A 20,517-nucleotide genomic window follows, 5' to 3' on the forward strand; every position below is an offset into this window, starting at 1 on the left:
GCTCTCTCCCGGCGAGGTGGGCGTTCGTCGAGCTGGAGGGTGGTGGAGTGCGGCATTTCCGCGCGCTCGACCGGGGCGCACCGCCCATCGCCGCGCTGCGGGAGACGGGTGTCACCATCTCGTCTCACGAATTCCGCTGATATCTATACAAAGCGGACAGCTAGCCATAATATGGTCACGCCTCAGTCGGGGGCTGAGGCCCAAACGTTCACCGTCCCACGTCGGGACGGCGCAGGATGCGGACCTGGTCGGGGGCCAGGGACGCGTCCGCGGCCAGGGAGAGCCGGGCGGCGATCCGCCGGCCGGAGAGCCCCGTGAGGCGCCACGACCCTGCGCCCGCGCTCTGAAATCTACCGTGCTGGACCTGGCATCTGCTTACGTGTTATTTGTTTACGGTACCGTTCCGTAAACAAATCGGAGGTCTCCATGGACACCGAGGTCCTGATCGTCGGTGCCGGGCCGGTGGGGCTGGCACTGGCGTGCGCGTTGCTGCAGCACGGCGTCTCGGTACGGGTGGTGGACCAGGCTCAGGGACCGGCCACCACGTCGAGGGCCAACTTCGTGCACGCGCGCGGCTCGGAGGTGCTGGACCGGCTGGACGCGCTCGGCGGCCTGCCAGAGGAGTCGGTCCGGGCGATGACGATCATCACGTACGCCGGGGACCGGCCGATGATGCGCGTCCGGTTCGGCGACCCCGGCCTGCGGACCGCCGCTCCCCCGATGGTGATCTCCCAGGCCCGGGTCGAGGCGCGCCTGCGCGACCGGCTGGCCGAGCTGGGCGGGCGGCCGGAGTGGAACGCCGGGCTGGTGGCGGCCGACCAGGACGGCTCGGGGGTCACGGCCGTGCTGGGCGACGGGCGTACCGTGCGGGCGGGCTGGCTGGTCGGCTGCGACGGCACCGGCAGCACCGTGCGCAAGCTCGCCGGCATCGGCTTTCCCGGGGTCAAGGTCAGCGAGCGCTTCCTGCTCGTCGACGCCCGCCTCGACACGACGCTCGACCGCTCCGGGACGAGCGGCTGGGTGCACCCCGACGGCATGATCGGCCTGATGCCCATGCCCGGCGACCAGTGGCGGCTGCTGGCCTACGACGCGACGTTCCGCGACGAAAAGCCGGGCGAGGAGCAGATCGTCGAGCGCATGCGGCGCATCCTGCCCGAGCGGACCGGCCTGCCCGGCATCCGGCTGCTGGACGCCACGTGGGGGTCGCTGTTCAGCGTGCACCGCCGCCTGGCCGACACCTACCGGCGCGGCCGCGTCCTGCTGGCCGGGGACTCCGCGCACGTGCACGCGCCGTTCGGCGGGCAGGGCATGCTCACCGGGCTCGGCGACGCCGAGAACCTCGCCTGGAAGCTGGCCCTGGTCGTCGGGGGCGGGGCGGGCGAGCGGCTGCTGGACACGTACGAGGCCGAGCGCCGCCCCCTGGCCACCCAGGTCCTGCGGGGCAGCACCGCCGTCACCAAGCTCAACATCGCCGCGAGCCCGGCCGGCCGGTTCCTGCGTGACCGGATCATGGTGCCGGTGTTCGGCCTGTCCTGGCTCCAGCGCTGGGCCACGTACACCACCTCCCAGCTGTGGGTCAGCTACCGGCGCGGCCCGCTGGGCGGTCGCGGCGGCCGGCCGCGGCCCGGCGACCGGATCCCGGACGTGGCCTGCGAGCGCCCCGACGGCACCCCGACCCGGCTGCACGCCGAGCTGCGCGGCCACTGGGCCGTCCTCGGCGGCCACGACCTGTTCGAGACGGCCCGCCGGCGGCTGGGCGAGCGGGTCGTCCACCTCCGCCCGGCGAGCCCGCTCCCCGATATGCTCGTACGCCCGGACGCCCATCTGGCCTGCAAGGGCGGCCCCGCCGAGATCACCCGATGGCTGGACGGAGCACTCGCTTGACCGCTGCCCGAGGGCGCGGACGCCCCCGCGACCCCGAGACCGACGCCGCGATCCTGCGCGCCGCGCTCGAGCTGTTCGTCGAACGCGGGGTCGAGGGCACCAGCATGGAACAGATCGCCAAACGGGCAGGGGTGGGCAAGCTCACCGTCTACCGCCGCTGGAGCACCAAGGAGGATCTGATCGCCCAGGCCGTCGAGCAGGCGGTCAGCGCCGACCTGACCCCCTCGCCCGCCGACGTCGAGGCCCTGACGCCCCAGGAGATCATCGAACGCCTCCTCCCCGCGGCGGCGGAGATGGCCGCCACTCCGGCGTTCCGCGCCATGGCCGCCCGGATGATGGGCTCGGCCGTCAGCCACCCGCAGCTGATGGCCGTCTACTGGAAGCACCACATACTGCCGCGCCGCGAGCTGGCGGTCGCCATGTTGCGGCGCGCCCAGAAGGACGGCACCGTGGCGGCCGACGCGGACCTGGACGTGCTCATCGACATGATGTCCGGGGCGGTGACCTGGCGCGTGCTCCAGCCCGACCCGCCGGACGCCGCCGAGATGCTCGACTACCTCAAGGCCGTCTACCGCCAGGTCGGGCTGTACCGGCCGGGGCCCTGACCGCCAGGTCTCCTGCGCGCTCACCCCGGCCAGGGCGAGTCGAGGATGGTGTCGGCGAAGTTGCCGCGCCGGCGTGACGCCAACCCCAACGGTCACCCGGTTTCTCGCCGCTAGCACGGCCCGTGGGCGGCGGGCCGGCCCGGGCTGGACGGCGGCTTCGCGGGTGGTCAGGGTCGCTTCGCGCGCGGGCGTACCACGGCGATCGGGCAGGTCAGGTGGTGCAGGACCGCGTGGCTGACCGAGCCGAGCACCGCGGAGGCGAAGCCGCCCAGGCCGCGCGAGCCCACGACCACCAGGTCGGCCGTGCCGCCCGCCTGGATCAGCGCGTTCACCGGGTGGCCGGTCACCTGGTCGTCGGTGATGGTGACGTCGGGGTTCTTCTCGCGCCACGGCACCACGCGCTCGGCCGCCGCGCGGGTCTCCTCCTCGAAGAGGTCCGACAGCATGGTGCTGTAGGCCATCGCGTACGGGGAGAAGGCCGGCATCTGCCAGGCGTAGACCACGTGCAGCGGAACGCCGCGGGCGCGGGCCTGGTCGACGGCGTACAGCATGGCGGCCTCGGAGTGCTCGGACCCGTCGTACCCGACGATCACCTGTCCGTGCCGCACCACGGAAGGCCCGCGGACGATCACCACCGGCCCGGTGGCGTGCCCGGCCACGCCCAGGCCGACCGAGCCCAGGAGCATCTCGGCGAACCCGCCGAGCCCCCGGCTGCCCAGCACCACGCTGTCCGCGGTCGCCGACTCGGCGATCAGGGTGTCGACCACGTTCCCGATGAGCAGGTCGGTGCTCACCTCGACGTCGCGCGTCAGGGCACGGACCCGGTCCGCCGCCGCGCCCAGCGTCCCTTGGCAGTATTCGACCCCGTGGGAGCCGTAACGCCACTGCTCGCAGATGTGCACGATCCGTACGGCCGACCCTCTGCGCTGGGCGTCCTCCGCCGCCCACTCCACGGCCGCGGCCGCGGGTGCGGACCCGTCCACGCCGACCACGATGTGCCTGGTCATCACGCGCCTCCTCCGCTCTCACCTCCAGCCTCGCGCGGCGCGTGCCCCGGCGCGCGGGACCGAGGTCCCCGATTGGTGGGACGTTGGTCCTCACCGTACGCGCAGGCACCCCGCAGCCGCCGCCCGTCCGTCGCGGTGGCACGTCGAGGCGACCCCGTCCACGGCCCGGCGTCCGGGACCAGGGAGCCATGAGGATCCGTGGCTATGACTACGTAGACAGCCGCGCGCGGCGGTTGCCAAGAGGGCCTTGAACGGTCTCCGAGCTCGTCAGAGGAGCTTGGCCAGGAGCGCGCCGAGCTGGTCGCGCTCGTCGGGGGTGAGCGCGGAGAAGGTGTCGTCGAGGAAGGCGGGGATCGACGCCCGGGCGGCGGCGAGCCGGCGGCGGCCGGCGGCGGTGATGGTGACGGCGTAGGAGCGCCGGTCGTCGGGGTTGCGCTCCCGGCGCACGTGGCCGGCCCGCTCCAGGTCGTCGCAGACGCCGACCATGACGCTCCGGTCGATGCGCAGCTCCTCGCTGAGCGCCTGCTGGGAGCAGGGGCCGACGGCGTCGAGCATCTGGAGCACGAGGTGCTGCCCGACCCCCAGCCCCTCCTCGCCCGCGTGCGCGTCGGCGGCGCGCGCCACGGCGGCCGAGGCCCGGCACAGCGCGATGTCGAGGCGCTCGGCCGCGAGCTGCTGGAAATACGCCGGACGCACCCGCCCGGCCGCCCTGCTGGTCGCCATGATCCCACCCTACCGCAGGTCCATCTACTCACAGATTGTTTGACAGCAGACGATTGGTGGCCGTACGGTCCAAATCATCTGCCGGCAAATTGTTTGTTCCCAGATGATGACATCGACCGAGGAGACCCGCCGTGACGCTGAACCTCACCCCCGACGAGTTGCTGAGCACCACCCGGGCCGTGCGCAAACGCCTCGACCTCACCCGGCCGGTGCCCAGGGAGCTGATCGAGGAGTGCGTGGACCTGGCCGTACAGGCGCCGACCGGGCGCAACCGCCAGCGCTGGCACTTCCTCGTGGTCACCGAGCCCGGGCAGCGGCGGGCCGTGGCCGACCTCTTCCTGCGCGCCCTGCCCCTGGCCACCGGCCAGCCCCTGACCGAGCGTGACCACTGGCGGATGGGCTACCACCCCGGCTCCACCGGCCGGGTCTTCGACGGCCTGCGCCATCTGGCGGAGAACATCCACCGCGTGCCCGCGTTCGTCATCCCCGGCGTGGAAGGGCGCACCGACCGCGCCCCGGTGAGCGTGCAGGCCGGCGCGTGGGGATCGATCCTGCCCGCCGTGTGGAGCTTCATGCTGGCCGCCCGTGCCCGCGGGCTGGGCACCGTCTGGACGACCGCGCAGGGACCGCTCGAACGCGAGCTGGCCCAGGTGCTCGGCGTGCCGTACGACGAGGTCATGCTGGCCGCGTTCATCCCGCTGGCCTACACCGTCGGCACCGACTTCAGGCCCGCCCGCCGCATCCCGCGCGAGGAGGTCCTGCACTGGGACCGCTGGTGAGCGCCCGCCCGGCACGGGCCCGTGCCGGGCGCCGGACGCTAGTCGACCTCCACGATGGCCTGGGCGAACTGGGCCGAGTACAGCCCGGCGTAGACGCCGCCCGCCGCCAGCAGCGACTCGTGCGTGCCCTGCTCGACGATCCGCCCGTCCTCCATGACCAGGATCAGGCTGGCGTCGCGGATCGTGGACAGGCGGTGGGCGATCACGAAGCTCGTACGCCCCTGGCGCAGCGAGCTCATGGCTCGCTGGATGAGCACCTCGGTCCGCGTGTCGACCGAGCTGGTCGCCTCGTCCAGGATCAGGATGGCCGGCTCGGACAGGAACGCCCGGGCGATCGTGATCAGCTGCTTCTCGCCCGTGCTGACCGTCGCGCCCTCCTCGTCGATCACCGTGTCGTAGCCGTCGGGCAGGGTGAGCGCGATGCGGTCCACGTGGGCGGCCCGCGCGGCGGCCTCGATGCGTTCGCGCGTGGCGCCCTCCGCCCCGTAGCCGATGTTCTCCGCGATCGTGCCGCCGAACAGCCAGGTGTCCTGCAGCACCATGCCGATGTTGGCGCGCAGCTCCTCCCTGGACATCTCGGCGATGTCGACGCCGTCGAGCGTGATGCGGCCGCCGGTCACCTCGTAGAAGCGCATGATGAGGTTGACCAGCGTCGTCTTGCCCGCCCCGGTGGGGCCGACGATGGCCACCGTCTGGCCGGGCTCCACGGTCAGCGACAGGTCCTCGATCAGCGGCCGGTCCTCCTTGTAGCGGAAGGACACGTTCTCGAACGCGACGCGGCCCCTGACCTGCGCGGACCGCGCGGGCTCGGCGGGCTCGGCGGACTGCTCGGGCGCCTCCAGCAGCTCGAAGACCCGCTCGGCCGAGGCGATGCCCGACTGCACCAGGTTCGCCATGCCGGCCACCTGGGTCAGCGGCTGGCTGAACTGCCGCGAGTACTGGATGAACGCCTGCACGTCGCCCAGCGAGATCGAGCCCGAGGCCACCCTGAGCCCGCCCACCACGGCGACCAGCACGTAGTTGAGGTTGCCGATGAACATCATCGCCGGCTGGATGAGGCCGGAGATGAACTGGGCGCGGAAGCTGGAGGTGAACAGGGCCTGGTTGTGCTCGGTGAAGGTCTCGGCGGCCTCCTTCTGCCGGCCGAACACCTTGACCAGCGTGTGCCCGCCGTACATCTCCTCGATGTGGCCGTTGAGCTTGCCGGTCGACGACCACTGCTTGATGAACTGCGGCTGCGACCGCTTGCCGACGACGGCGGTGACGTAGACCGACACCGGCACCGTGACCAGCGCGATGAGCGCCAGGATCGGCGAGATCCAGAACATCATCGCCAGCACGCCCACCACGGTCAGCGCCGACGAGATGAGCTGGCTCATCGTCTGCTGCAGCGTCTGGGCGATGTTGTCGGTGTCGTTGGTGGCGCGGCTGAGGATCTCGCCGCGGGGCTGGTCGTCGAAGTAGCTCAGCGGCAGCCGCCCCAGCTTGGCCTCGATCCGCTCGCGCAGCCGGGACGCGGCCCGCTGCACGACGGTCGTGGTCAGCCGGAACTGCACGATCCCGAGCAGCGCCGCCACCACGTAGATCGCCAGCACCCAGGCGAGCACCACGGCCAGCGCGGTGAAGTCGATGCCCTGCCCGGGCACGACGTGCATCGACGAGACCATGTCGGCGAAGGTGTCCTGGCCCCGGGCGCGCAGCCCCGCCACGGCCTCCTCCTTGGTGGCCCCCGCGGGCAGCTGGGCCCCGATGATGCCGGAGAAGATCAGGTCGGTGGCGTGGCCGAGGATCTTGGGGCCGATCACGGTCAGCGCGACGCTGAGCGTGCCGAGGGCGAGGACGACGATCAGCAGCGTGCGCTCGGGGCGCAGCAGCCGCAGCACGCGGCGGAGGGTGCCGCCGAAGTCGAGGGCCTTCTCGGCGGGCCCGGACATCATCCTGCCGGGGCCGAAGGCGGGCTGGGGGCGGCGCGCGGGCGCCTCGGTCGTCACGCCGCCTCCTGCTCGGTGAGCTGGGACAAGACGATCTCCCGGTAGGTCGGGCAGGTGGTCATGAGTTCCGCGTGGTCGCCGCTGCCGACCACGCGGCCGTCCTCGAGGACGAGGATGCGGTCGGCGTCGCGGATGGTGTTCACCCGCTGGGCGACGATGATCATCGTGGCGTCGGCGATCTCCTCGGCCAGCGCGGCGCGCAGCCGGGCGTCGGTGGCGTAGTCGAGGGCGGAGAACGAGTCGTCGAACAGGTAGATCTCCGGCCGGTGCACCAGGGTCCTGGCGATGGCCAGGCGCTGTCGCTGGCCGCCGGAGACGTTGGTGCCGCCCTGGGAGATCGGCTCGTCCAGGCCGCCGGGCATCGCCTCGACGAACTCGCGGGCCTGGGCCACCTCCAGGGCGCGCCACAGCTCCTCGTCGGTCGCGTCCGGCCGGCCGTACCTCAGGTTGGAGGCGACGGTGCCGGAGAAGAGGTAGGGCGACTGCGGGACCAGGCCGACGGTGCGGGCGAGCATGGTGGGGTCGAGGTCGCGTACGTCGACGCCGTCGACCAGCACCTCGCCGGCGCTCGCGTCGAACAGCCGCGGGACGAGGTTGAGCAGCGTGGTCTTGCCGCTGCCCGTGCTGCCGATGATCGCGGTCGTCCGGCCCGGCCGCGCCGTGAAGGTCACCTCGCTCAGCACCGGTTCCTCGGCGCCCGGGTAGCGGAAGCCCACCGACCGCAGCTCCAGCTCGCCGATCCGCCGTTCCGGGATGACCGGGGTGGCCGGCGGGTGGACGGTCGGCTCGGTGCCGAGCACCTCCTCGATGCGCTCGGCGCAGACCTCGGCCCGCGGGATCATCATGAACATGAACATCGCCATCATCACCGACATGAGGATCTGCATCAGGTAGGAGATCACCGCGGTCAGCGCGCCCACCTGCATGGTCCCGTCGGCGATGCGGTCGCCGCCGAACCACACCACGGCGACGCTGGACACGTTCACCACGAGCATGACCGAGGGGAACATCAGCGCCATCAGCCGCCCGACCCGCAGCGACACGTCGGTCAGCCGCTCGTTGGCCACGCCGAAGCGCTCGCGCTCGTGCCTGTCACGGACGAAGGCCCTGATGACCCGGATGCCGGTGATCTGCTCGCGCAGCACCTGGTTGATCCGGTCGATGCGCTCCTGCATGGTGCGGAAGAGCGGGCGCATCCGCCAGATGATCAGGCCCACGATGGCGATCATCACGGGCAGCACCACGAGCAGCAGCGACGACAGCGCCGCGTCCTGGCGCAGCGCCAGCACGATGCCGCCGACGCACATGATCGGCGCGGTCACCATCATCGTGAACGTCAGCAGCACGAGCAGCTGGACCTGCTGCACGTCGTTGGTGGTCCGGGTGATCAGGGACGGCGAGCCGAACCTGTTGACCTCCTGGGCGGAGAAGTCCTGCACCCGGTCGAAGATCGCGGCCCGCAGGTCCCGGCCCAGGGACATCGAGATCAGGGCGCCGTAGTAGACGGCCACGACCGAGCAGACGATCTGCACGAGCGTCACCCCGAGCATCACCAGCCCGATGCGCAGGATGTAACCGGTGTCGCCTTTGACGACACCGTCGTCGATGATGTCGGCGTTGAGGGTGGGGAGATAGAGCGTGGCCAGCGTCTGGACGAACTGGAAGAGGACGACGAGCGTGATCTCTTTCCCGTACGGCCTGAGCTGGACCCGCAGGAGGCGGAGCAGCATCACGAGGGGCTTTCTGTCGAAGGATCGGGAACGGGCCGCACGAGCAGCCCGTCGAGCAGCACGGAGACGATCTCCTCGTCGTCCATGTCTCCGAACTCGCCGGCCTGGCCGAAGGCACGGTGCACGCTCACCGCGACCAGCATGAGCAGCAGCTGCGCCGTGGCCTCGGGAGAGCGGCGCAGCCGGTCGCGGTCGGGCTCGACCAGGGCGGCGAGCGCGGCGTGTATGCGGCGCCGGCTCTCCACCATCCGCTCGCCGAACTCGGCGTCGTCGGCCAGCAGTTCCCTGGGCGCGGCGATGAGGTTGGCGTTGGCGGCCATCCCCTTGCGCAGCATCGAGACCGCCTCGCGCAGCCGCGCGCGCAGCTCCAGGTGGGCGCCGATGGCGGCCAGCGCGTCCACCACCGGCTGCGGGTCGAAGGCGCTCATCAGCGCCGCCCGCAGCAGTGAGGCCTTGTCGGGGAACACGCCGAAGATCGTGCCCTCGGCCACGCCGGCGGCCTCGGCGATCTGGCGGGTGCTCAGCGCGGTGCCGTGTTCGCGCAGCAGGGGGAGCGTGGCGGCGATGAGCGCGGCACGACGGTCTTCCGGCGCCATGGCAGGCACCCTTCGCCTTCTGTTCATGACGAACAGCGTAATGAGCGAGTACTCACTCGTTCAACCGGATTATCCCCATGGCCGGGTGAAAGGCGCTTACTCCAGGTCTGTCACGTGGCCATCCGCGCAGCTCAGCAGCCCTGCCGGAGCGGGGAGCACTTTCTCCAGAAAATCCCGGGTCGACGTGGCGTAGGCCGCGCAGAGCAGCCTGCCCAGCCGGGTCGCCCGGCCGTCGCCGAGGCGGTGGGTCGGGATGCCCATCGCGTTGACGCTGCGTTCCAGGGCCACGCTGGACACCGCGACGACGGTGTGACCGTGCCGGTCGACCCGGCGGAACGCCTCCCGCAGCAGCGTCCGGGCCAGCGGGCCCAACCCCGCCGTCGCGGAACGCGACCAGGCGCGGCCGGTGGCCAGGCGGCTGAGCTCCCAGACGGCCGGATCGCGGGGAGCCGGGCCGCCGCGCAGCGTCTCGGTGAAGACGTCGCGGATCATGTAGGGCCCGTCGGTGGGCAGCAGCCGGCAACATCCGGTGACCTCCCTGCAGCCCTCTAGGTAGCTGATCACGTACACCGGATCGCAGTCGTCGTAGGAATCGCGTTCGCGGCCGTGCATGCTGCCGACGTCCCAGCGGAGGCGTTCGTGGAACACCTCGTGGCGCAGCCTGAACATGCCGTCGAGCAGCCAGGCGGGCAGTTCCCCCGCCCGGCCGACCGTGATCTGTTGCGCGCATCCGTCCCCCGTGCCCACGAGTACCCTCCGCTCCGACGATCGTTTCCCCCTCCCTTGTTCGCGGCGGCGGCGTTCCCGGATGGCGTGGGCCGGTTGACCATGCCCGGCGGAGGCCGTAGAGAGGAAAGGTCTGCCGTTCCACGCACGCTCCAAGATCCACGTCCCACGACACGACAGGAGAGCTCGATGCGCGGTTTAGCGGGTAAGCGAATCGTCGTCTGCGGAGGCGCCTCCGGCATCGGCGCGGCCACCGCCGCGCGGCTGGGCGAAGAGGGCGCCAAGGTGGTCGTGGGCGACATCAACTCGGCCGGCGCCGAGGCGACCGTCAAACTGATCACCGAGGCCGGCGGCACCGCCGTGGCCGTTCCCTTCGACCTGGCCGACGAGCCGTCCGTACGCGCCCTGTTCGACCGGGCGGTGGCCGCGTACGGCGGCGTCGACGGCCTGTTCAACGTGGGCGCGGAAGTGTCGGTGGAGACCCTCGACCGCGACGGCGACGTGGCCGCGATGGACCCGGCCATCTGGCGGCGCACGTTCGAGGTGAACCTGATCGGCTACGCCCTCACCTGCCGTACGGTCATCCCGCTGCTGCTGGAGCAGGGCGGCGGCGCCATCGTGAACACCTCCTCCGGAGCGGCGAACACGCCCGAGCCGGTACGCGCCGCGTACGCCGCCTCCAAGGCGGGCGTCAACACCCTCACCCGGCACATCGCCACCCGCTGGGGCAAGGAAGGCATCCGGTGCAACGGCGTGGCACCCGGCCTGGTGCTCAGCCAGACCGCGCTGTCCAGGCTGGATGACGAGTTCAAGGCCATGGCGTTGCGGATCACCCGCAGCCCGCGGCTGGGCGAGCCCTCCGACCTGGCGGCGGCGGTGGCGTTCCTGCTGTCGGACGACGCCGAGTGGGTCAACGGCCAGACGTGGGCGATCGACGGCGGCGCCACGCTGCGCGACTGAGGGTCCCGGGCGGGCTCAAGCGGGCGGGCCGAGGTCGATGCCCGCCAGCTCGGCGCGCGAGGAGACGCCCAGCTTGGGATACGCCTTGTAGAGATGGAAGCCCACGGTCCTGGGGCTGAGGAAGAGCTGGGCGCCGATCTGCCGGTTCGTGGCCCCCGCCGCGGCCAGCCGGACGACCTGGAGCTCCTGAGGGGTCAGCGTGCCGAGCGCCGCGCTCCCGGCGGCCCGCTTCGGCTCGGCCGCGTGCACGCCCGCCGCGGCCAGCTCGGTGCGGGCCCGCTCGGCCCAGGGTGCGGCGCCCAGCGCGGTGAAGCCCTCCAGCGCGGCGCGCAGCTGCGTACCGGCGTCGGCGCGGCGGCGGGCGCGGCGCAGCCACTCGCCGTAGAGGAGCCGGGTCCTCGCCTGCTCGAACGGCCGCCCGCCCCGGGCGTGCAGCGCGAGCGCCGCGTCGTAGTGCGCCTCGCTCTCGCCGCGTGCGGCGAGCAGGGCCCGGCAGCGGTACGCGACCGCCGCCGCCCACGGCTGGCCGCTGGCCCCGGCCCAGGCGTCGAACCGGGCGAACGCCTCGGCCGCCCGGTCCGGCCGGTTCAGCCGGGCGCAGGCCTCGACGTGGTCGGCGATGGCGAACGTGACGATCACGGTGTGGCCGAGCGGGCCGTCCAGGATCCGCGCCATCCGCTCGGCCGCGGCCTCGTAGCGGGCTCGTACCAGGTCGAGCAGGGTCAGCGCGCAGCCGCCCCAGCCGGAGCCGTTGCGCTCCTGGGCGGTGCCCTCCGCCTGGGCGGCGAGCCGCCGGCACTCCTCGTCCTCGCCCCGTACGGCGGCCAGGCGGGCCAGGATGCCGTGCAGGTGCCGCAGCCGCCCCGCCTGCCCGGTGTCGTGCGCGATCCGCCAGGCCTCGGCTCCCGACTCGGCGGCTTCGGCGTGCCTGCCGCGCAGGATCTGCGCCTGGGTGAGCAGTTGCAGGGCGTGCGGTAACGCGCCGACGAGCCCCCGGCGGCGGCAGTCGTCCACCCGGGCTTCGGCCCGCTCGCAGGCCGCGTCGTCGTCGCCGGTCATGAGAGCGCCGAACACGGCGTAGGTCCCGGCGATCCGATCGGTCACGTCCCCCGCCGGGAGAGCGGCCCGCAGGAGCGGCACGCCCGCGACCGGATCCCCGGCGGCCACCCGCTCCATCCCACGCACGGCCGCGACCACCCCGGCCAACCGGCCCTCCACACCGTCCACTCGGGGCCCCGCGCCGGTCGGGTGGGACTCCTCGTTGGGCGGGCGCGACTCCGCGTCGGTCGCGAGGGGTCCCGCGTCGGTCGCAAGGGGCTTCTTGTCGGTGCCGACGGGCTCCTTGGCGGTGCCGAGCGACTCCAGGAGGTCGGCGGCGCGGCTGAGCGCGACTCGGTCTCCGGCGAACCAGGCGTCGCCGGCGGCGGTGGCGAGCAGGGAGGCCGCCTCGGCGGGCGCGATCAGCGCGACGCCCTCGGCGGCGGCGATCAGCAGGTGCGCGGCCGGTGCCGGATCGCCCTGCTCGGCCTCGACCGCCGCCCGTACGCTGGCCAGCCGGGCCAGCACCAGCGGGTCCGCGGTCAGGCGGCGGCCCCGCTCCGCGGCGGCCGCGGCGCGGGGCAGTTGCCCGGCGCCGAGCGCCGCCTGCGCCGCGGCGGCCAGCCGGCGGGCGCGCCGCTCCCGGTCGACGGTGAGCTGCGCGGCCCGCTCGTACGCGGTGGCGGCCGAGGCGTTGCTGCCCCGCTCGGCGGCCCGCGCTCCGGCCGCGGCCAGGATCGCCGAAATCTCCTCGTCGGGTTCGAGCGCGGCGGCCGACAGATGCCAGGCTCTGCGGTCGGCCTGATCGTCGCCGCCGAGGGCACCGGCCAGCGCGCGGTGGGCCGCCGTACGCCGGGCGAGCGACGCCTCCTGATAGGCGGCGGCCTTGACCAGGGGGTGGCGGAAGCGCAACCGGTCGCCGGAGACCTCGACCAGGGCGGCGTGCTCGCCGGGCTCCAGGTCTTCGGGCCCGGCCCCGAGAGCCTGCGCCGCCTTCAGTACGAGCCGCAGGCTGCCCGATCCGTCGGCGGCGGCGACCAGGAGCAGCAGCCGGGTACGTTCGGGCAGGCGCCGGACCGCGGCGCGCAGCGACTGCTCCAGCCGCCCGGTCAGGGACGGCCCCGGCGGTTGCAGGGGCAGCGGCGCCAGGTGCCCGGCCCGCTGCTCCGGGGTCAGGATCCCGGAGAAGTGCAGGAGCGCCAGCGGATTGCCCTCGGCCTCCTCGATCACCCGGTCACGCGCCTCCGCGGTGAGGCCCGCCGCGTGCCCGGCCAGCAGCCGCTCGCAGTCGGGCCTGTCCAGTGCGGCCAGCCGGAGTTCGGGGAGGCCGTTCACGGCCGGTTCCGCGCCGTCGCGGCCGGCGAAGATCATGGTGATCCGCTCGGCCGCCAGCCGGCGCGCGGCGAACACGAGCGCGTCCAGCGACGCGCGGTCCAGCCACTGAACGTCGTCGATCAGGCAGAGCAGCGGGCGTTCCTCGGCGAGGTCGGCGAGCAGCGTCAGCACCGCGAGCCCGACGAGGAACCGATCGGGAGCACCCGCCCGCGCCTCCACCGGCCCGTCTGGCGGCACCTCCGCCGGCGCGTGCGACGGCGCCTCCACCGGCTCCTCCGACCGCCCATGCGCCCGCGCGCCCGGCCGCTCCCCCGGGTGGGCCTCTGTGGGGCCCTCGCCGAACGCGCTCAGCAGCGCCGCCCGCTGGGCGGTGGGGAGGCCGGCGATCAGGTGGCGGGCGGGGCGCAGCAGCAGGTGCAGGGCGGCGAAGGGCAGCTCCGACTCGGCCTCGACACCGGTGGCCCGCAGCACGAGCGCATCGTCCGGCACCCCGCGCGCCACCTCGGCCAGCAGCGCCGACTTGCCGATCCCGGCCTCGCCGAACACCGCGACGGCGCCGCCCCGCCCGGCCTGCGACTCGGCGATCATCCCGCTGAGGAGGACGATCTCCGCATCCCGCCCGATCATGATGCCCCGACCCTACCTAACCGGCGGGCGGCCACCCCGCGCGGCTCCGGTCACCGTGACTGATCCGCCCGGGGCGCGCACCCCGTACGGTCGTGAACCACAGCCCAGCACACCACAAACCTGGAGGATCACCGTGGAGGCCATCGTCGTGGAGCCCGTGGGGACGGTCGTCGGCGGGCGTACCGAGGCGTTCGACGACGACTGGAACACCGAGCAGGCGCTGATCCGCCTCGACGGCTCCCGTTTCGGGCCGGACGCCCTGGCCGGGCTCGACACCTTCTCGCACCTGGAGGTGGTGTACCAATTCCATCTCGTGGACCCGTCCTCGGTGCACACCTCCGCCCGCCGGCCCCGGGGGAACCCGGACTGGCCGGCGGTCGGCATCTTCGCGCAGCGGGCCAAGAACCGCCCCAACCGGCTGGGCGTCTCCCGCTGCCGCCTGCTCGCCGTGGACGGCCTCGACCTCCACGTACGCGGTCTCGACGCCGTGGACGGCAGCCCGGTGCTGGACATCAAGCCCTACATGGCGGAGTTCGGCCCCCAGGGCGAGACCGTGCAACCGGCCTGGGCCACCGAACTGATGCGCGCCTACTACTGAGCACCCATGGAGGAGACGTCATGACCGAGGTGATCGTCGTCGGAGCGGGACCCACCGGGCTCCTGCTCGCGGGCGACCTGGCGGAGGCCGGGATCGCCGTCACGGTGCTGGAGCGCCGCGACGGACGGGTCTCCAACCTTTCCCGCGCGTTCGGCGTCCACGCCCGTACGCTGGAGCAGCTCGACGCGCGTGGCCTGGCCGACCCGCTCGTCCCCATGGGCGCCGCGCTCAGCAGGGTGCGGCTGTTCGAGCGGGTGGAGGTCGACCTGGGCGAGCTGCCGAGCCGCTTCCCCTACCTGCTGATCACACCCCAGTACAACGTGGAGAACCTGCTCCTGGAGCGGGCGCTGCGGGCAGGGGCCGAGATCGTGCACGACACCGAGGTGGTGGGCCTGAGCCAGGACGGCACCGGGGTCACGGTCACCACCACGGACGGCACCCGCCGCGCCGCCTACCTCGTCGGCGCCGACGGCTTCCACAGCGCGGTACGCCGGGCGCTCGGGCAGCCGTTCCCCGGCAAGTCGGTCCTGAAGTCCATCATGCTCGCCGACGTGAAGCTCGCCGAGCAGCCGGCCGAGCTGCTGAGCGTCAACGGTGTCGGCGACGCCTTCGCGTTCGTCGCGCCCTTCGGGGACGGCTACCACCGGGTCTTCGCCTGGGACCGTCGCCATGTGGTGCCCGACGACGTGCCCCTCACCCTGGAGGAGGTCCGCGAGGTCACCACCCGGGCGCTGGGCACCGACTTCGGCATGTACGAGGCCCGCTGGCTGTCGCGCTTCCACAGCGACGAGCGGCAGGTCCCGGACTACCGCGTGGGCCGGGCCTTCCTGGCCGGGGACGCGGCGCACGTCCACTCCCCCGCCGGCGGCCAGGGCATGAACACCGGTTTGCAGGACGCGGCCAATCTGGGCTGGAAGCTCGCCGCCGTGCTGCGGGGCGCGCCCGAGGACCTGCTCGACACCTACCAGTCCGAGCGGCACCCGGTCGGCCGCTCGGTGCTGCGCAGCAGCGGCGCCCTCATCCGGGCCGCCATGATCGAGTCGTCCGCCGGCCGCGCGGTCCGCGGCCTCGCCGCCCGAGGCGCGCTGTCCATCCCGAAGATCCGTACGAAGGTCACCGGGCAGCTCAGCGGCATCGGCTACGCCTACCCCGCGCCCGACGGCGCGCACGAGCTGGTCGGCACCCGCGCCGCCGACGTGCCGCTCGCCGGGGGCGGCCGCCTGTACGAGGCGCTGCGGGGCCGGCGCCCGGTCCTGCTCGGCGACGCCGACGTCACCGGCTGGGCGGACCGGGTACGGGTGGCGGCACCCGCCGTGCCCGGTGGCCCGATGGTGCTCGTCCGCCCGGACGGCTACGTGGGCTGGGCGGGCACCGACCCCGCCGGCCTGCGCCAGGCCCTGACCCGGCTGACGGGCACGGCCGGATCGCGCCGGTCGGAGACGCCGTCCACGCCGTGACCCCGCACCCGGGCCAGGGCGCGGCGCGGGGATCGAGGACGGCGTGGTCCGCGCCGGCCGCCTGACCGGCGCGGCCGACCCGGAAGAGGCCCTGACCGTCATCCGTCCCCGGGTTGCTCCTGGAGGCGGCGGCCCACGCGGGTGGCGGTCTCGCGCAGCCACACGTGCGCCGCGTCATGGGTGTGCACCGGGTGCCACCACAGCGCCTCCTGGACCGGGACGGCGGGGAACGGGCAGGGCAGGACGCGTACGCGGGCGGTGCCGACGGTCAGGCGGGCCAGCCGTTCCTGGATGAGCGCGACCCGCCGCGTGCCCTGCACCAGCAGCGGCAGCAGCGCGAACGTGGGAGAGGCGACCTCCACCCGGGGGCTGACCCCGAGCATGCTGAGCTGGCGGGTGACCGGCGCGTCGTAGGGCCGCTGGTAGACCGCCCACGGCAGCCGGTTGAGGTCGTCCACCGTGAGCTCGCCCGGATGGTTCTCGTCGACCAGGCACACCCACCGGTCGCTGTAGAGCTCGACCGTCGGCAGGCCGTCGATGATGCCGTGCGGCAGCAGCAGCCCGTCCACCGTGCTCAGCACCGTGGCGGCGTTCTCCACCAGCGCCGGCCCGCTCTGCGTGAGGTGCAGGCGGACGCCGGGCGCCTCCTCGTGCAGCACGCGCGCCAGCTCGGCGCCGAAGACGGCCGCCCCGTAGTCGGAGCAGAGCAGCGTGAACTCCCTGGACTCCACGGCGGGGTCGAAGCGCGCCTGGGTGGCGAAGACCCGCTCCAGCAGGTCGCACGCGGTCGCGCTGCGGTCGCGCAGGGTCGAGCCGAGCGGGGTCAGCTCGTACGCGTTGCCCGTACGGGTCAGCAGGGGGTCGCCGAAGTGGCGGCGGAGGCGGCCCAGGGCCGCGCTCATCGCGGGCTGGCTGAGGTTGAGCCGGGCGGCGGCCCTGGTGACGTTCCGCTCCTCCAGCAGGGCGCGGAGCGCGACGACCAGATTGAGATCCAGTTTGCTCACCTATCCATGGTATGGATGGGCCGCCGGTCGACCATCGACCTCCCTGCTACCTCAGCGGGGCCGGTAGGTGGCGACGAGCACGCCGGTGCCCGTCATCGTGGCGCCGGCCGGCTCGTACGCGGTCAGGACGCTGCCCGAGCCGGGGAACAGCCGGCGGCCGGACCCGAGCGTGAGCGGATGGATCAGCAGCAGGAGCTCGTCCACGAGGCCGCCCGCCATCAGCGACCTGACCAGCACCCCGCTGCCGAACACCACCAGGTTCCCGGCGACCTCCTCCTTCAGCCCGGCCACGGCCTCGGCGGCGTCACCCTTGAGGAGGGTGGAGTTCTGCCAGGGCAGCGGCTCGGCCAGCGTCGTGGAGGCGACGTACTTCGTCACCCGATTGAGCGCGTCGGTGAACGGGTTCGGCGCCTGGCGGGGCCAGTAGGAGGCGAACTGCTCGTACGTCGTGCGCCCCGCCAGCAGCGACCACTCGCTCGTCATGCGGGCGCCCATCGCCTCCTGCATGGCCGGGTCCTGCGCCGCCGTGGCCCAGCCGCCGTGCCGGAACCCGTCACGCGGGTCCTCGTCGGGGTGCCCGGGGGCCTGCATCACGCCGTCGAGCGTCAGGTGCTCGATCACGACGATCTTGCCCATGTCGTACCTCACTTCTCCCGATCAGTAGGATCTGTCACCCCCTACACGAACGGGACGCCGCCGGATCGACCTCAGGAGACCGGCGGGATGCGGTAGACGGACACGTGCGAGCGCGACTCGGCGGTGAACTCGGCACCCGACCAGTCGGCGTGCCTGCTCTCCAGCTCGAACCCGGCCAGCTGCGCCATGAGGTCGAGCTCGGCCGGCCAGACGTAGCGGTGCGGGCCGCGGGACAGCCGGCCCTGCCCGCTCTCGTCGAACCTGAAGTGGTGCGACACGACGAGCTGGTGCAGCACGTCGTAGGTGTCCAGGCCGATGTAGCCGGGCTCGCACAGCCACACCGTCGCCTCCTGGCCCGGCGGGAGCTTGCGCAGCTCCGGCACCCAAAGCTCGATCACGAACCGGCCCCCGGGCCCGAGATGGCGGGCGGCGTTGCGGAAGCACGCCACCTGCTCGGCCTGGGTCAGCAGGTTGGAGATCGTGTTGTAGACGAGGTAGACCAGCGCGTACTCCCCCGGCGCCGTGGCGGTCGCCATGTCGCCGACGACCACGGGGATCGTCGCCTCGTCCACCTTGGTCCGCAGCTGTTCGATCATCGGCCGGGACAGCTCGATACCGGTGACGGGCACCCCCCGCTCGGCCAGCGGCACCGCCACCCGGCCGGTCCCGACGGCGAACTCCAGCGCGCGCCCGCCGCCCGCCAGCCCGGCGAGCCGGTCCACGGTCGGCGTCAGGACCTCGGGCGCGAACATGCCGGTCCCGGGGGTGTCGTAGTGCCGGGCCATATCGGCGTCCCAGATCTTCTGTCGCATGCCGCCCACGATCGCCGGGGGGCGTGCGCGATGTCCAACGATTTTCCCTGCCCGGACGCGACCGGCGGTCGTGAGCGGGTCCGGACACCCGGGCGCGCATACTGGTTGCGGCGTTTCGGGGGTGTAGGCGAGACTCGTCGGCAATCGTGCGGGCGGAGGGGCCGATGAGCACCACTGGCAAGGGCAACCCCTATCTGGAGCAGGTCGTCGCGCAGCAGGCGGTGCTGGAGGACGATCTCCGGGCGCGCCGCGGCGCTCCCACCTCCGCTCCGGCGCCCGGCCCCGGTGCGCCGCCGCCCATGGCGGGGCCGCTGGCCAAGCGCGAGCGCGCGCTCGCCCCGGCGGTGCCGGAGAAGGCGACGCCGGGGGCGGTGGACGTACGGATCACCGGCTTCTGGCGGTGGAAGAACGTGCTGGTGCCGCCGAACGCCTTCGTGGTGCACACCCGGCGGGGCCGGGCGGAGCCGCTGCACATCGGGCTGGGCGTGTCGTTCCGCTTCAACCCGGCCACCGACTCGTTCCTCGTGGTGCCGGGGGCCACCCAGACCATCCTGATCAACGCGTACTGCGTCTGCCAGGAGCTGCAGGGCGTCCTGGTGCAGGGTTACGTGCAGTGGATCATCGACGCCTTCCCCACCGCGTACCGCAAGCTGGACTTCGGCGATCCGGAGGACCCGATGCGGCTGGTCAACCTCCAGCTGCGGGAGCAGGCGGAGGCGGCCATCAAGGACAAGGTCGCCACCATGGGCGTCCGTGACGTGCTCAGCGACAAGCAGCCCATCATCGAGGAGCTGACCGCCCGGCTGCGCGCGGTGGCCGAGGGCGAGGACAACAGCGACCAGGGGCTCGGCCTGCGCATCGTCACCGTCCAGATCAAGGAGGCGGTCGTCAGCTCGTCCCGGCTCTGGGAGAACCTGCAGAAGCCGTACCGGGCCGAGCAGGGGCAGATCGCCCGGCTGGCCGAGCTCCGGTCCGAGGAGGCGATCGCGCAGCGCGAGATGGCGGCCGAGCGGCTCAAGGAGACCCAGCGCCTGGAGTACGAGCGGGAGCTCGCCGAGCTGCGGTCCCGCAACGAGGCGTGGCAGTTCGACACCGAGGTCGCCGAGCAGCTGCGGCGCACGCAGCGCCGGCACGACGACTCCCGGGCCGTGGCCGAGCTGGAGACCGAGACGACCCGGCACGCGCTGCGGATGGAGCGCGAACGGCACGCCGAGGAGGCCGAGACCGGCAGGCTCAGGATCGAGCGGGAGCAGGAGCTCAAGCGCCTGGAGCTCGACGGCGAGCTGGCGCTGGCGCACTCCCGTACCCTCGCCGACCACGAGCGGGCGCTGCTCGACGTGGAGCGCGCGCGGCTGCGGGCCGACATCGACAACGAGCAGACGCCGGCCAGCCTGCAGGCCAAGCTGATCGGCCTGCTGCCCGAGATCCTGGCGCAGCTGCCCAAACCGGAGGAGCTGCGGATGGTCTCGATCAACGGCAGCGACCGCACCACCGTGTCGGGCCTGCTGACCGAACTCGCCACCGTGGTCGGCGTCCTGCGCTCGGCGATCGACGGCGACCGGCCGGGTTCCTGATCGCCGGCCGTCGAACATGAATCTCCGGCGTACGGAATGAACGTTTCAGCCTCTTCGTCCGCCGTCCTTCCATCGCCCCTGGTCAGGCCCGCTCCGCACCCGACGTAGGCCGCGGTGCTGTTCGGCGCGGGAGCGCGGATGCGACAGTGAGAGCACCGCTCACATACCTTCCTGGGAGGAATTGGATGCGCAAGGTACGGGCCTTACTCGTCTCCGCCGCTCTGGCCACCGGCGTGCTCCTGTCCATGACCGCCGCGCCCGCGCAGGCCGACAGCATCCGGTACGCCTACTACCTGCAGGCCGACTGCTACAACGGTGGCAACCTCGGCATCCAGTGGGGCTGGTGGACCTCCTTCCGGTGCTCCTACGAGAACTCGTTCTGGTTCCTCTACGCTTGATGTCGCGGTCCTGGCCGGGCTCGCCGCCGTTCGCCGG

At 72.9% G+C, this 20,517-nt stretch carries 18 protein-coding genes; 8 read left to right on the forward strand and 10 right to left on the reverse strand.

The features are described 5' to 3' along the window. Positions 1 to 426 precede the first annotated feature (426 nt). Together ACBJ59_RS31115 and ACBJ59_RS31120 are read left to right on the forward strand one after the other, a co-directional pair. The gene (locus ACBJ59_RS31115) at positions 427 to 1,884 is read left to right on the forward strand and encodes an FAD-dependent oxidoreductase (protein WP_375113764.1); all 1,458 of its coding nucleotides are present in this window, start codon (positions 427 to 429) and stop codon (positions 1,882 to 1,884) included. Next, positions 1,881 to 2,489: a TetR/AcrR family transcriptional regulator gene (locus ACBJ59_RS31120; RefSeq protein ID WP_375113765.1), complete on the forward strand. Its 609-nt coding sequence runs from the start codon at positions 1,881 to 1,883 to the stop codon at positions 2,487 to 2,489. Before ACBJ59_RS31115 ends, ACBJ59_RS31120 begins: the two co-directional genes overlap by 4 nt. A gap of 167 nt (positions 2,490 to 2,656) precedes the next feature. On the opposite strand, the gene ACBJ59_RS31125 is transcribed toward ACBJ59_RS31120, so the two are convergent. Next, positions 2,657 to 3,496 carry a universal stress protein gene (locus ACBJ59_RS31125; RefSeq protein WP_375113766.1) on the reverse strand — a complete coding sequence of 280 codons (840 nt, stop codon included), beginning with the start codon at positions 3,494 to 3,496 and terminating at the stop codon, positions 2,657 to 2,659. Positions 3,497 to 3,763: 267 nt separating this feature from the next. Continuing rightward, positions 3,764 to 4,219 carry a MarR family winged helix-turn-helix transcriptional regulator gene (locus tag ACBJ59_RS31130; protein WP_364136305.1) on the reverse strand — a complete coding sequence of 152 codons (456 nt, stop codon included), beginning with the start codon at positions 4,217 to 4,219 and terminating at the stop codon, positions 3,764 to 3,766. Positions 4,220 to 4,350: 131 nt separating this feature from the next. Between ACBJ59_RS31130 and ACBJ59_RS31135 the strand changes: the two genes are divergently transcribed. Next, on the forward strand, positions 4,351 to 4,998 hold the full coding sequence (locus ACBJ59_RS31135) for a nitroreductase family protein (protein WP_375113767.1): 648 nt from the start codon (positions 4,351 to 4,353) through the stop codon (positions 4,996 to 4,998). 38 nt (positions 4,999 to 5,036) lie between these two features. On the opposite strand, the gene ACBJ59_RS31140 is transcribed toward ACBJ59_RS31135, so the two are convergent. The 4 genes from ACBJ59_RS31140 to ACBJ59_RS31155 form a co-directional block, all read right to left on the reverse strand. Then, positions 5,037 to 6,989, reverse strand: coding sequence for an ABC transporter ATP-binding protein (locus ACBJ59_RS31140; protein WP_375113768.1), 1,953 nt, complete (start codon positions 6,987 to 6,989; stop codon positions 5,037 to 5,039). After that, positions 6,986 to 8,719 (reverse strand): ABC transporter ATP-binding protein, encoded by a 1,734-nt coding sequence (locus ACBJ59_RS31145; RefSeq protein WP_375113868.1) that lies wholly within the window; start codon positions 8,717 to 8,719, stop codon positions 6,986 to 6,988. Before ACBJ59_RS31145 ends, ACBJ59_RS31140 begins: the two co-directional genes overlap by 4 nt. After that, a complete protein-coding gene (locus ACBJ59_RS31150) occupies positions 8,719 to 9,315 on the reverse strand; it encodes a TetR/AcrR family transcriptional regulator (protein WP_375113769.1) in 597 nt (198 codons plus the stop codon). The genes ACBJ59_RS31145 and ACBJ59_RS31150 overlap by 1 nt, the downstream gene beginning before the upstream one ends. 96 nt (positions 9,316 to 9,411) lie before the next feature. Beyond that, positions 9,412 to 10,062, reverse strand: a complete 651-nt coding sequence (locus ACBJ59_RS31155) for an acyl-homoserine-lactone synthase (protein WP_375113770.1) — start codon at positions 10,060 to 10,062, stop codon at positions 9,412 to 9,414. A gap of 168 nt (positions 10,063 to 10,230) precedes the next feature. Between ACBJ59_RS31155 and ACBJ59_RS31160 the strand changes: the two genes are divergently transcribed. Then, positions 10,231 to 11,001 carry an SDR family NAD(P)-dependent oxidoreductase gene (locus ACBJ59_RS31160; RefSeq protein ID WP_375113771.1) on the forward strand — a complete coding sequence of 257 codons (771 nt, stop codon included), beginning with the start codon at positions 10,231 to 10,233 and terminating at the stop codon, positions 10,999 to 11,001. 15 nt (positions 11,002 to 11,016) lie between these two features. Here the strand turns inward: ACBJ59_RS31160 and ACBJ59_RS31165 are convergent, their stop codons facing one another. Beyond that, on the reverse strand, positions 11,017 to 14,001 hold the full coding sequence (locus tag ACBJ59_RS31165; protein WP_375113772.1) for an AAA family ATPase: 2,985 nt from the start codon (positions 13,999 to 14,001) through the stop codon (positions 11,017 to 11,019). A 133-nt stretch (positions 14,002 to 14,134) separates the two neighbouring features. Here ACBJ59_RS31165 and ACBJ59_RS31170 point away from each other — a divergent pair, with 133 nt between their 5' ends. Continuing rightward, positions 14,135 to 14,599: an SAM-dependent methyltransferase gene (locus ACBJ59_RS31170; protein WP_375113773.1), complete on the forward strand. Its 465-nt coding sequence runs from the start codon at positions 14,135 to 14,137 to the stop codon at positions 14,597 to 14,599. A 20-nt stretch (positions 14,600 to 14,619) separates the two neighbouring features. Continuing rightward, positions 14,620 to 16,056, forward strand: a complete 1,437-nt coding sequence (locus ACBJ59_RS31175) for an FAD-dependent monooxygenase (protein WP_375113774.1) — start codon at positions 14,620 to 14,622, stop codon at positions 16,054 to 16,056. Between the two features lie 98 nt (positions 16,057 to 16,154). Here the strand turns inward: ACBJ59_RS31175 and ACBJ59_RS31180 are convergent, their stop codons facing one another. From ACBJ59_RS31180 to ACBJ59_RS31190, 3 genes are all read right to left on the reverse strand, one after another. Then, a complete protein-coding gene (locus ACBJ59_RS31180; RefSeq protein WP_375113775.1) occupies positions 16,155 to 17,060 on the reverse strand; it encodes a LysR family transcriptional regulator in 906 nt (301 codons plus the stop codon). Positions 17,061 to 17,111: 51 nt separating this feature from the next. Next, positions 17,112 to 17,696: a dihydrofolate reductase family protein gene (locus ACBJ59_RS31185; protein ID WP_375113776.1), complete on the reverse strand. Its 585-nt coding sequence runs from the start codon at positions 17,694 to 17,696 to the stop codon at positions 17,112 to 17,114. A 71-nt stretch (positions 17,697 to 17,767) separates the two neighbouring features. Further along, complete coding sequence (locus ACBJ59_RS31190) at positions 17,768 to 18,508, reverse strand: class I SAM-dependent DNA methyltransferase (RefSeq protein WP_375113777.1); 741 nt, start codon at positions 18,506 to 18,508, stop codon at positions 17,768 to 17,770. 164 nt (positions 18,509 to 18,672) lie between these two features. Here ACBJ59_RS31190 and ACBJ59_RS31195 point away from each other — a divergent pair, with 164 nt between their 5' ends. Beyond that, entirely contained in the window at positions 18,673 to 20,082 is a 1,410-nt protein-coding gene (locus tag ACBJ59_RS31195; RefSeq protein ID WP_375113778.1) for an SPFH domain-containing protein, read from the forward strand. Positions 20,083 to 20,267: 185 nt separating this feature from the next. Next, a complete protein-coding gene (locus tag ACBJ59_RS31200; RefSeq protein WP_364138042.1) occupies positions 20,268 to 20,480 on the forward strand; it encodes a hypothetical protein in 213 nt (70 codons plus the stop codon). Positions 20,481 to 20,517: the final 37 nt, after the last annotated feature.

The organism is Nonomuraea sp. MTCD27, assembly GCF_041950495.1.
Lineage (GTDB): Bacteria > Actinomycetota > Actinomycetes > Streptosporangiales > Streptosporangiaceae > Nonomuraea.

Coding starts and splice junctions, on each gene's coding strand:
- ACBJ59_RS31115 (WP_375113764.1), top strand. CDS start 427: ATGGACACCGAGGTCCTGATCGTCGGTGCCGGGCCGGTGGGGCTGGCA.
- ACBJ59_RS31125 (WP_375113766.1), bottom strand. CDS start 3,496: ATGACCAGGCACATCGTGGTCGGCGTGGACGGGTCCGCACCCGCGGCC.
- ACBJ59_RS31130 (WP_364136305.1), bottom strand. CDS start 4,219: ATGGCGACCAGCAGGGCGGCCGGGCGGGTGCGTCCGGCGTATTTCCAG.
- ACBJ59_RS31145 (WP_375113868.1), bottom strand. CDS start 8,719: ATGCTGCTCCGCCTCCTGCGGGTCCAGCTCAGGCCGTACGGGAAAGAG.
- ACBJ59_RS31150 (WP_375113769.1), bottom strand. CDS start 9,315: ATGGCGCCGGAAGACCGTCGTGCCGCGCTCATCGCCGCCACGCTCCCC.
- ACBJ59_RS31160 (WP_375113771.1), top strand. CDS start 10,231: ATGCGCGGTTTAGCGGGTAAGCGAATCGTCGTCTGCGGAGGCGCCTCC.
- ACBJ59_RS31165 (WP_375113772.1), bottom strand. CDS start 14,001: ATGATCGGGCGGGATGCGGAGATCGTCCTCCTCAGCGGGATGATCGCC.
- ACBJ59_RS31175 (WP_375113774.1), top strand. CDS start 14,620: ATGACCGAGGTGATCGTCGTCGGAGCGGGACCCACCGGGCTCCTGCTC.
- ACBJ59_RS31185 (WP_375113776.1), bottom strand. CDS start 17,696: ATGGGCAAGATCGTCGTGATCGAGCACCTGACGCTCGACGGCGTGATG.
- ACBJ59_RS31190 (WP_375113777.1), bottom strand. CDS start 18,508: ATGCGACAGAAGATCTGGGACGCCGATATGGCCCGGCACTACGACACC.
- ACBJ59_RS31195 (WP_375113778.1), top strand. CDS start 18,673: ATGAGCACCACTGGCAAGGGCAACCCCTATCTGGAGCAGGTCGTCGCG.
- ACBJ59_RS31200 (WP_364138042.1), top strand. CDS start 20,268: ATGCGCAAGGTACGGGCCTTACTCGTCTCCGCCGCTCTGGCCACCGGC.